Raw genomic sequence first — 9,697 nt, 5'->3', positions numbered from 1 at the left:
TTTTGCTGCTAGCTCTTGAACGATGTCATCAGTACGGTCTTCTGATTCATCTGATACAACGATAATCTCTAGCTTGTCGCTTGGATAATCTAAAGCAAGCTTATTATTGATCGTGTCAGCGATATCTTTCTCTTCATTAAATGCAGCAATGAGAATAGAGACTTTTGGTTCGAAGGTCTCATCTTTAGAAATTGGATTCCCCCGCCCTGCGATCAATTTAATTACAACGGGATATCCCAAATAGATATAGACGACAAGAAAAGCGCATAGCCAGAATAGGAATTCCATTATGCACCGCCCTTTAAATTTTCTAACAAAAACAATGGATTCCGCATCAAGTGCGGAATGACAGAATTATTGCCCTGAATGGCAGCGTTATTACTCAGGATAACGACAAGGTTGATAAAGGTCATGCAGCCCCCTTATCAGGTCGCGAGCTCAATAATCCCTTCTCGATTAGCACGTTTTCCATGCTATCGAATTTAAAATCTTTCAACAGTTGCGCTAAACGCCCTTGGCATTTCTCGAGATTGTTGTAATGCCTAAATGTTGATTTCCAGCCAACCCCAGGAACACGCGGCTGATCAGGATCAACCTCCCAAGGATGAAGATAAAACATGAATGCATTTTCTTCACGATTGATTTTACCGAGCCCAAACTTGGTAAACCAATACGGGAATAATCGAAAATATCCGCCACCAGCGATAGGCAATTGATAGCCTGCCATTTTTATAGAGCTAATCGGAAATTCAACAATATCCCCTTTCTCAGAACCTTTATATACATGCGGCTGCTGAGGAAAATCTGGAATACCGTAGAGATCATGTCTGACAGGAAAAATACTCGAATCGTATTCAAAACCTGCTTCAACTAGGGTATCAATCGCCCAAAGTGATTTTTCTGTTACTGAGTAACTAGCCGCTCGGTATCCACGAACCGGAGCTTGGGTAATATCTTCTAAGATCTGTTTTGATTTGAAGGTTTCTTCGCGAAACACTTCAGGGCTTTGGTTGTAGATAAGCTGATGACTATACCCGTGGCTGGCAACCTCATGCCCTTGTTTCGCAATTTTCTCTACGACGCTCGGATAATGATCTGCAACCCAACCTAGGGTAAAAAATGTTGCGGTAAGGTCTGCATCATCAAACATTTGAAGCAAGATATCGACGTTGCGCTCAACCCTACATTCTCGATCTTTCCACGAATCAACAGGTACTTGCGATTTCAGCGCGGCAACGTGAAAGTAGTCTTCGACATCAATAGTTAGCGCATTGGTAATTTTAGGCATTACAAAAACTCCCAACGCAAACCAACACCAACACTCAATTCGTCAAATTCTCTGGGCTCGACAGTGTCGTTTGTTCTTGTTTCGTAAGTAACAAAACTATCTGCATATAGCTCTTCAACTAACTGATATTTTAACGATGCAGTTACGGTATGCGTTGTATCAACCCCCAGGCCTTTGATTAAACCGAAGCTTTCACGCGCATATTCATATTCAAAGCGAGGGATGAGCCGAGAATAGAGTTTAGGAGAGAAGCCAATCAAGGCGCCACGATAGCGCTCAGTAAAGTCTTGCAGTTTGAAATGACTTTCTTCGTATATCAGCCCTATGTCATAGGTGAACGCATCGGCGTCCCTAGAGGCATTAAAGTTAAAACGCGACCTTGTTTCGATATCTGTTGTGGTGGTTGCTTGAACGGGATCAATATCAAGCCTGTTGCCGGTCTCATCATCTTCGAAACCAATCGATGTATCAGAAATTGAATGGTTATACTTTAAGTCAAAATTATGCCAGAGAAAGGCCTGTCGAGTGAGTTGCACGTCTACAAAACCGCCTGTCTCAGATTCGGCAACGGTACCATCATCTGACTCAACCTCTTGCTGACCAATATCTATTTTCAAAAGCCCATCAACGTAAGCACGTGATAACGCTAAAGACACCGAGCCATTACTGATCTCTTCGTCACTGTCGCTTTCAAGCACCTCAGAATAACGGGTATTGAGGCTAACAGAGGTGAGGCGATTAATTTGATGCGAAACAGACGCCGAACCTTCAGCACGTTGGTTATCATCTGCATCGTCTTCCGAGTTATCAACGCGAACATAATTACCGCGCAAAAGAATATTTGTTAGGCGTGACACCGCATAGTTAATGGTTGGACCGGTTCGAAAAATATTCCTGAACTCACGCGTATCGGGGTTCTCGTCTTGACTCGTATCGGAGACAACATCGGTACGCGAAAACGTGGCCTGCCACTCAAGAAAGTCCTCAACCAAATCAACCGTAAATAAGCCAAAGCCGGAGGTCAGTGAGGTTTCGTCTTCGTATGTGCCTTCGTAGTAATGCTCATTTTGTAACTTGAGGGTTGCATCCGCTTTAAAACGCTTTCGTACTTCTTCAACACCTAGTTCGGCGTACGTTGTTTGAATAACATCGGTTTCGGCATTAGTGTTTGTGCGTCGAACGTTGTCCGTATGTTCGATTCGGGAGCCAATCGCGCCCGTTGCCTCTGTCGCATGGGATTGACTAGCAAACACCATCAAAAGAAAACAGGAAATAAGCCCCGATAAAACGCGTTCGCGGCAAAATTGAATGTCCATGTATCACTACTCAATTAACAATTTTGTTTTAGTTGTTGTATATCAGACCAGCTAATTTATCTTCGCCAACGATATCGATCGCAATCTGAACCTGATCACTCGTCACTCTCGCATGAGGGACCACTAACACGACCATATCCACGATGCCCGCCAAAATACGCGCTTCAGATGAACTAGCCACAGGAGGCGCATCAATAAAAATATAACGATCAGAATAGCGATGTTTCACTTCATCAATGAACGAAAGCATTTTTTCTGATTCGAAGTACTCAGCCGCGCCTTCGCTATTTGATCCAAGAGGAATTGCTCGTAATCGCGGTACGCCAGTCGCATAAACGATGTCTTTAATACCAATAGCGGGGTCACTAAGATAATCAGTAATGCCTATCTCTGCTTCACCAAAGATTAAGTTCTGAGCATATGGAGAGTAGAGGTTTGCATCTAGAACCAAGCTTGTTTTGGCCTTATCTAGCGCAAACACAGAGGCAAGGTTCTGCGTCACATAACTACCGCCACCACCATGGCTCACCGAACTAACCATGCATACAAAGTTTTTCTTTTTTTGATGCTGCAGTAACTGCGTTCTTAGCTCCCGAAATATATTAAGCACTTGAGGGCTATTCATACCCGGGTAAATCAGCTTTCTTTCATCTAACTCTTGTTGAGTGAACTTATCCACTTCTTCCATTTGATCAATACGTGGATTCGATTCTGATACAGCCGCTTTGGTCAACTCGCTCACAGTAACACTCCCATATGAAACGCCACAGCTAAGCCTGTATAGGCTGCAAAAATAGCCAGCGCCAAGATTCCACAAACGACCATATCACTGCGTCTCAAACGCTGTGTAAGCGGTGTATTCACATGAGGAATAACAGCTAATACGCGTGCATCCATAGCATAAATAGATGATGCAAAGCGGATTCTCGGATCAAGCAGTACATAGGCGACAGCTAAGCCGATCACGAACAATATTCCTAACACTGGACCAACTAATACAAAATGTATAAAACGTAAACCAGAGGGCATCAAAGGCGGCAAGGGTGGCTCTTGAATTCGATACGTCACACCCTGCCCCTCGATATTCAAGGTCATTGAGAGACGGGCCTTCTCTTTACGCTCGAGCATATCCTCATAAATTTTCTTGGTCACATCGTAGTCACGTACAAGCTCCGCTTCTACTGCGCCACGCTCAGCGACACGCTGACGGCGATCGAACTCATTGATTAGCAAACCATCTAGAACAGTTAAACGCTTTTGCTTGGCTTGAATAGATGTTTCGACTTGAGAGATACGGCTGCGCAATTCTTGATAAAGAGGGTTAAGCAAGACCTCACTGCCCTCTTCGAGCTCACGAGGCTCGCCTTTATTCTCTTGCGCAATCGCTCGTTCAAAGGCTTCCTGTTCTATGACTCGCTTCAAATCGGCAATTTGGTAACGCAGTGTAATAACGTCTGGATAGTCTTCTGTGTAGGTCAGCAACAAGCTTGACAATGTTGATTCCAATTCGGCTAATCGCACCGCGTAGGCATCGACTTTTTTGGTGGTTGCGGCGAACTCAGACTCTTTTGAAATCTGTTGTTGCAAAGCCTTTAGCGTAATTTCGTCTTCGTCAATCGAGATCTTGAGCTCCTCGATTTGGTTTCTCAAGCGCTGAATACTCGAGCTGACATCTGTATCACGCCCATCAAAATTACGAGCTGTAAATTCTTTTAGCTTGTTCTCGGCAGATACAAGCTGCTCTTTGTATTGCTTCACTTGATTGTCGATAAACAGGAATGCTTCACGGCTTTCTGCTCGCTGCTCATCAGAGCTTGTTCGAATAAAGGTATCGATAATTGCATTCAAGCCCTGATAAGCCTCATCAGCACTCGACGCAGAAAAGTCGATAGACATATAGCCTGAGCCGATTGACTTTACTTTGATACTTGCACGAAGTGCAGTGATATAGTTTGCCATTGAAGAAGGCGTTTCTTCTGTTTTAGCGCCGTATACGTTTTTCGCAACAACGGCCAACAAACTTGGCGAATAAAGCTTCTCACGCACAACCTTTGTACGATCTTCAACTTTTGACTGTTTCGCTTGCTCAGCAAGCAACGGCCCTAAAATGTTTTGGTTATCAGCGTAAATCGTAGCAGATGTCTCGTACTTAGACGGCCAAAACATACCCACCACTAAAACAGCAAAGCTCACAAGCGCGAAGGCTGTGAGCACAGAGAATTTGCGTTGCCAAAGCTCTCTAAAGATAACGTTGGCGTATTGCAGAATTTGAGCGAAATCCATCGAACTTAGAAGCCCCGCTCAGGTACGGTGATGATGTCTTGTGGGAATAGGCGGTAATTAGAATCCAACACACCTTTTTCAAGAATATCGTTCAAGTAAATAGGATATACCTTCGCCCCTTCCGAGGTTTGACGATACAATTTTGCTTCGTTGCCATTCGCAAATGGCGTCAAACCACCTGCTTCAAGAATCACATCTAGCACGGTGATGCCTTTGCGGTAGGCAATCGAACGCTGTTGCGCGACTGCACCAGTTACGCGGATTCGGTGAATAAATTCAGCACTCGTTGGGTTCGTAACAATTACTGTTACCTTCGGCGTTCGAATAAAGTCGCCTAGTTTTTCTTCAATCGTTGCAGACAGCTCACGAGTACTAATACCATCTACTTTCAAATCGCCAACTAACGGAACAGAGATTTTGCCATCAGGACGAACGGTCACGTTCACTGACAAATCAGGATTTCGCCACACATTCACAGATACCGCATCGCCGATACCCATTAAATACTCTTCAACGACACCGATACTTGATTCAACTGGTTGTTCTTCAACTGTATTCACAGAGCTACACGCATACAGCCCCATTAGCGCAGCTAACACAGCCACTTTAGACACTACTCGCTTAAACATACTTTGGTCCTTCAACTCTCATTCTTTTAAGTGTACCGCAATACATAGAAAGGGGTCAGAGTAAAAGTACTCTGACCCCAATATTTCTAATGCACACCTTTTCCAAGCAACACCACTTCAACCGTCTGAATGACGATTAACACATCCATAAAAAAGCTATGGTTCTTCACATAGTACAAATCGTATTTGAGCTTATTTCTTGCGTCTTGCACAGATGCGCCGTATGGATACTTAAGCTGCGCCCAGCCCATCAAGCCCGGTTTAACTTTATGGCGAGCATCGTAAAACGGAATTTGCTCTTTTAAATCTGTAACGAACTCAGGACGCTCAGGTCGCGGCCCAACAAAACTCATATCACCGGTAATTACATTCCATAGCTGCGGCAGTTCATCTAGACGCGTATTGCGAATAAACGCGCCTACTTTTGTCACTCGCGAATCATTCTTCTGCGCCCAAACTGCTTTGCCGCCTTTTTCAGCATCTTGGCGCATACTGCGAAACTTGTAGATGGAGAACTCTTTACCGTTATAACCCACGCGTTTTTGAGAGTAGAGAACAGGAAAGCCAGATTCCAAAGCCACCGCTAAAGCTGTAAGCAACATAAATGGCCACATGATCGCCAATATGAACAGAGCAATACTTAGATCAAAAATGCGCTTTACGATGTCTCGCGCTTGAGAATAAGTAAAGCCATTGGAATATAAAGCCCAACCTGGACGTAACATAGAGATTTCTAGGCGCGTCATTTCTCGCTCCAAAAACTCCAGAGGCTCTTTCACACTCACACCTGATAGCTTGCAGTCAAGCAATTCATCAACAGGAACACCACCACCCTCAGTACGACGACGTTCATCTGGCGCAACAACTATCTCTGTCACATTATGCGCTTTCACAAAGCTCAGCCAATTTGCCGGCACAGGAAGCAGTTGATCAGCGCCAACGACCACTTCTTCTGCCCCTGAAGGAACACAACCAATCAGCTTAAAACTACGCGCTTGGTCTAAGCTACTTAAACGCTCGATAATTTCTGCAGCTTGATGTCCTGCTCCCAATATCACAACATTGCGACCAAGATTGGCTAAATCGACCACCCAATAAAAGACCAAACGAATCACTAAAACCGATAAAAACGCAACAATCACAGCATAAGCAAGTACGCCTCGCCCTAAATACAGTCCCGGAATTAAAAAGAACAAAACGGTCAGCGCGATCATGCCTAAGAAGCAATAGGCGACAAGCGTACGCAGCATCATGCCTGTTTTTCCTTCTTGAAAAACAGAGGTATAAACGCCCATAGCCAGCGAACAACAATTTAAGATAAGAGCAAATAAAAATGCTTGAACAATTGGGTTTTGTAAAAATAACTCAGTCTCTGAGAAGTAGTTGCGAATATCCACCGCAACAAACAATGAGACAGACAGAGCTGCGAATTCTAGCGCGCCCAAAAAGATAAATTTGCTATGAAGGTAATGATTTAATATGCGAACGTGTGCCACGTCGGTACTTCCTGCTGTAACTACTTATGTCCTGTGCGTGACAAATTGCCACATAAAAGTTGCGCTATTATGAACTCAAGGCTGTAATATAAAAAGCATAGCTTAGTTATATATAAGAGAAAGTTAGTTATATAAAACTATGTAAAACAACAAGATAATTGATGTATAGAAGAAACAAAGCATGGACCAGCAAGTGAAATTGTGCGTAATAGGCCAAGGCTACGTCGGCCTTCCGCTAGCAGTAGAATTTGGAAAACTTTACCCAACTATCGGTTTTGATATTAAAGAAGACCGAATCAGAGAACTCCAATCAGGCATCGACAGTACGCTTGAGTGCTCAAAAGAAGAACTCGCAGAATCAACGCAGTTAAGCTTCAGCACAAAGCTTGAAGACATCGCAGAAGCGAATGTTTATATCGTCACCGTTCCAACGCCGATCGACGACTATAAGACGCCAAACCTAACACCATTGATCAAGGCCAGTGAAATGCTGGGCAAGGTCGTTAAGCAAGGCGACTATGTCATTTACGAGTCAACCGTATACCCTGGCGCTACAGAAGAAGATTGCATCCCGTTGATCGAAGCTCGCTCGGGACTAAAACTCAACGAAGACTTTTTCGCGGGCTACAGCCCTGAGCGTATCAACCCAGGCGACAAAGAACACCGCGTCACCAATATCCTAAAAGTGACTTCTGGCTCAACCCCAGAAGCTGCTGAATACATCGATCAACTTTATGCCAGCATCATCACAGCGGGCACACACAAAGCGAGTTCAATTCGTGTAGCAGAAGCCGCAAAAGTCATCGAGAACACGCAACGTGATGTAAACATTGCGTTAGTCAACGAGCTATCATTGATCTTCGATAAGATGGGCATCGATACCTTAGAAGTTCTTGAGGCCGCCGGAACCAAATGGAACTTCCTGCCTTTCCGCCCTGGTTTGGTAGGCGGCCACTGTATTGGTGTTGACCCGTATTACTTAACCTACAAGGCGCAATCGATCGGTTATCACCCTGAAATGATTCTTTCGGGTCGCCGTATTAATGACAACATGTCAGGTCACATTGCTGAAAAAGTATTGCGATTAATGACCGAAAAGAAGATCCAGATGGTCGATGCAAATATCTTGGTACTCGGTTTGACCTTCAAAGAAAACTGTCCAGATATCCGAAACACCAAAGTCATTGACGTCATCAAAGATCTCGACGATTTTCATGCCAACATAGATGTCTATGACCCATGGGCGGATGCCTTAGAAGTAAAAGATGAGTATGACATCGATCTTGTGAGCACCCTCGAAAACGGAAAGTATGACGCCGTGATTGCCTGCGTATCACACGACCAGATCAAATCGATGAGCACAAGTGAACTCAAAGCAGTCTGTAAGCCTAACCATGTTATCTACGACGTGAAACATATCTTTGATAAAGATATCGTTGATGGACGTTTGTAGTTAGCGACAAATAGTTAGCAACAAACAAGCAACAAATATTGGGGTCAACCAAATATTGGGGTCAGAGTAAATATACTCTGACCCCAAATTTCTTTAAGCTAGCCATATGGCTTCGATCAATACCCACTACATTCTCAGCGCTCTCGGCGGCGCAAAAAAAAGAGGCATCGACTCACAGTCGTTACTCAACGAAGCCGGCATTGATCAATCAAAATTAAGCCATCCAAACTCTCGTTTTGACGTTCAACAAGTTGCGCTGCTGTATGACGGAATCGCCAAGCGCCTGAACGATGAATTTATGGGATTTACTGAACACCCAATCAAAGTCGGCACCTTTGAACTGATGACCGACTGGGTAAGCACCGCCCATACCTTACGCGAACTCTACGAACGCGCCATACGCTTCTACAATCAGATCACCGACGAACTACAAATGTCGCTTGAGATTCAAGGCGAGCACGTCTATCTCACAACAGAACTCCGCCAGCCAGAATTAGATTTCGAACACTTTTATATCGAGTACTGGCACGTCATCTGGCATCGCTTTGGATGCTGGTATATCGATCAACCCATCAAACTGGTCAGCGCTTATATCAATTACGACCCGATTGATCCGATCGAGTTTTCACTTTTATTTCGCTGCCCAACAAACTTCAAAAGCAAGTTCAATCGGCTCGTTTTCCATCGATCATACCTCAACATGCCACTCATCAAGACGCCAACTGATCTGCGTAATTTCTTAAAAAATGCTCCTGTAGATTTGCTAACTATCCCCGGTGAAGACACCAGTATTTCGGCGAAAGCACGACAACTCATCGAACCTCGTCAATTACGCAAAGAAGACCGTTTATCGCTCCTAAATAGCAGAGAGCTTTCAGAAAAACTGGGCATGAGCGAGCCCACCTTACGCCGAAAATTAAGCGCTGAAGGCAGCTCCATTCAGAGCATAAAAAATGACGTTCGCTTCAAACTTGCGAAACAACAACTCAAAGCCACGAATTTCAGCATTGCAGACATCGCATTACAGTTAGGATTTAGCGAGTCACGAGCATTCTCGCGCGCATTTAAACAATGGTCAGGGCTTAACCCTCAAGATTATCGCGATACACGCAGCCCACATTAGATAAAACAAAAAATGACCAATCACAGATTTTTTGATCGTTTATGTCTATTGATCAAATATTAATATGTCTACGAATCGACATTAAAAATCATCAAAACCATAAAATTCA

At 44.1% G+C, this 9,697-nt stretch carries 10 protein-coding genes; 2 read left to right on the top strand and 8 right to left on the bottom strand.

The window, feature by feature from the left end; genetic code table 11:
- The 8 genes from A3739_RS06375 to A3739_RS06345 form a co-directional block, all read right to left on the bottom strand.
- A partial coding sequence (locus A3739_RS06375) for a glycosyltransferase (RefSeq protein ID WP_197472117.1) occupies positions 1-288 on the bottom strand: 288 nt, incomplete at its 3' end.
- Positions 288-413 (bottom strand): hypothetical protein, encoded by a 126-nt coding sequence (locus A3739_RS31155; protein ID WP_255376142.1) that lies wholly within the window; start codon positions 411-413, stop codon positions 288-290. The genes A3739_RS31155 and A3739_RS06375, both read right to left, overlap by 1 nt.
- Positions 410-1,288 (bottom strand): XrtA system polysaccharide deacetylase, encoded by an 879-nt coding sequence (locus A3739_RS06370; protein WP_068500740.1) that lies wholly within the window; start codon positions 1,286-1,288, stop codon positions 410-412. The genes A3739_RS31155 and A3739_RS06370 overlap by 4 nt, the downstream gene beginning before the upstream one ends.
- A complete protein-coding gene (locus A3739_RS06365) occupies positions 1,288-2,604 on the bottom strand; it encodes a hypothetical protein (protein ID WP_068500737.1) in 1,317 nt (438 codons plus the stop codon). Before A3739_RS06365 ends, A3739_RS06370 begins: the two co-directional genes overlap by 1 nt.
- Positions 2,605-2,632: 28 nt before the next feature.
- Positions 2,633-3,346 carry a hypothetical protein gene (locus A3739_RS06360; protein ID WP_068500734.1) on the bottom strand — a complete coding sequence of 238 codons (714 nt, stop codon included), beginning with the start codon at positions 3,344-3,346 and terminating at the stop codon, positions 2,633-2,635.
- Positions 3,343-4,887: an XrtA system polysaccharide chain length determinant gene (locus A3739_RS06355; RefSeq protein ID WP_068473431.1), complete on the bottom strand. Its 1,545-nt coding sequence runs from the start codon at positions 4,885-4,887 to the stop codon at positions 3,343-3,345. Before A3739_RS06355 ends, A3739_RS06360 begins: the two co-directional genes overlap by 4 nt.
- 5 nt (positions 4,888-4,892) lie before the next feature.
- Positions 4,893-5,516 carry an XrtA/PEP-CTERM system exopolysaccharide export protein gene (locus tag A3739_RS06350; protein ID WP_082878297.1) on the bottom strand — a complete coding sequence of 208 codons (624 nt, stop codon included), beginning with the start codon at positions 5,514-5,516 and terminating at the stop codon, positions 4,893-4,895.
- A gap of 86 nt (positions 5,517-5,602) precedes the next feature.
- Positions 5,603-7,012, bottom strand: coding sequence for a TIGR03013 family XrtA/PEP-CTERM system glycosyltransferase (locus tag A3739_RS06345; RefSeq protein WP_068473428.1), 1,410 nt, complete (start codon positions 7,010-7,012; stop codon positions 5,603-5,605).
- 181 nt (positions 7,013-7,193) lie between these two features.
- On the opposite strand from A3739_RS06345, the gene tviB reads away from it, so the two are divergent.
- Together tviB and A3739_RS06335 are read left to right on the top strand one after the other, a co-directional pair.
- On the top strand, positions 7,194-8,465 hold the full coding sequence (gene tviB, locus A3739_RS06340) for a Vi polysaccharide biosynthesis UDP-N-acetylglucosamine C-6 dehydrogenase TviB (RefSeq protein WP_068473425.1): 1,272 nt from the start codon (positions 7,194-7,196) through the stop codon (positions 8,463-8,465).
- A gap of 106 nt (positions 8,466-8,571) precedes the next feature.
- A complete protein-coding gene (locus A3739_RS06335; RefSeq protein ID WP_068473421.1) occupies positions 8,572-9,588 on the top strand; it encodes an AraC family transcriptional regulator in 1,017 nt (338 codons plus the stop codon).
- Positions 9,589-9,697: the final 109 nt, after the last annotated feature.

This window comes from Oleiphilus sp. HI0067, from assembly GCF_001635735.1.
The sequence above is the reverse complement of the archived record's forward strand: the minus strand, read 5'-3'. Positions and strand labels throughout refer to the sequence as shown.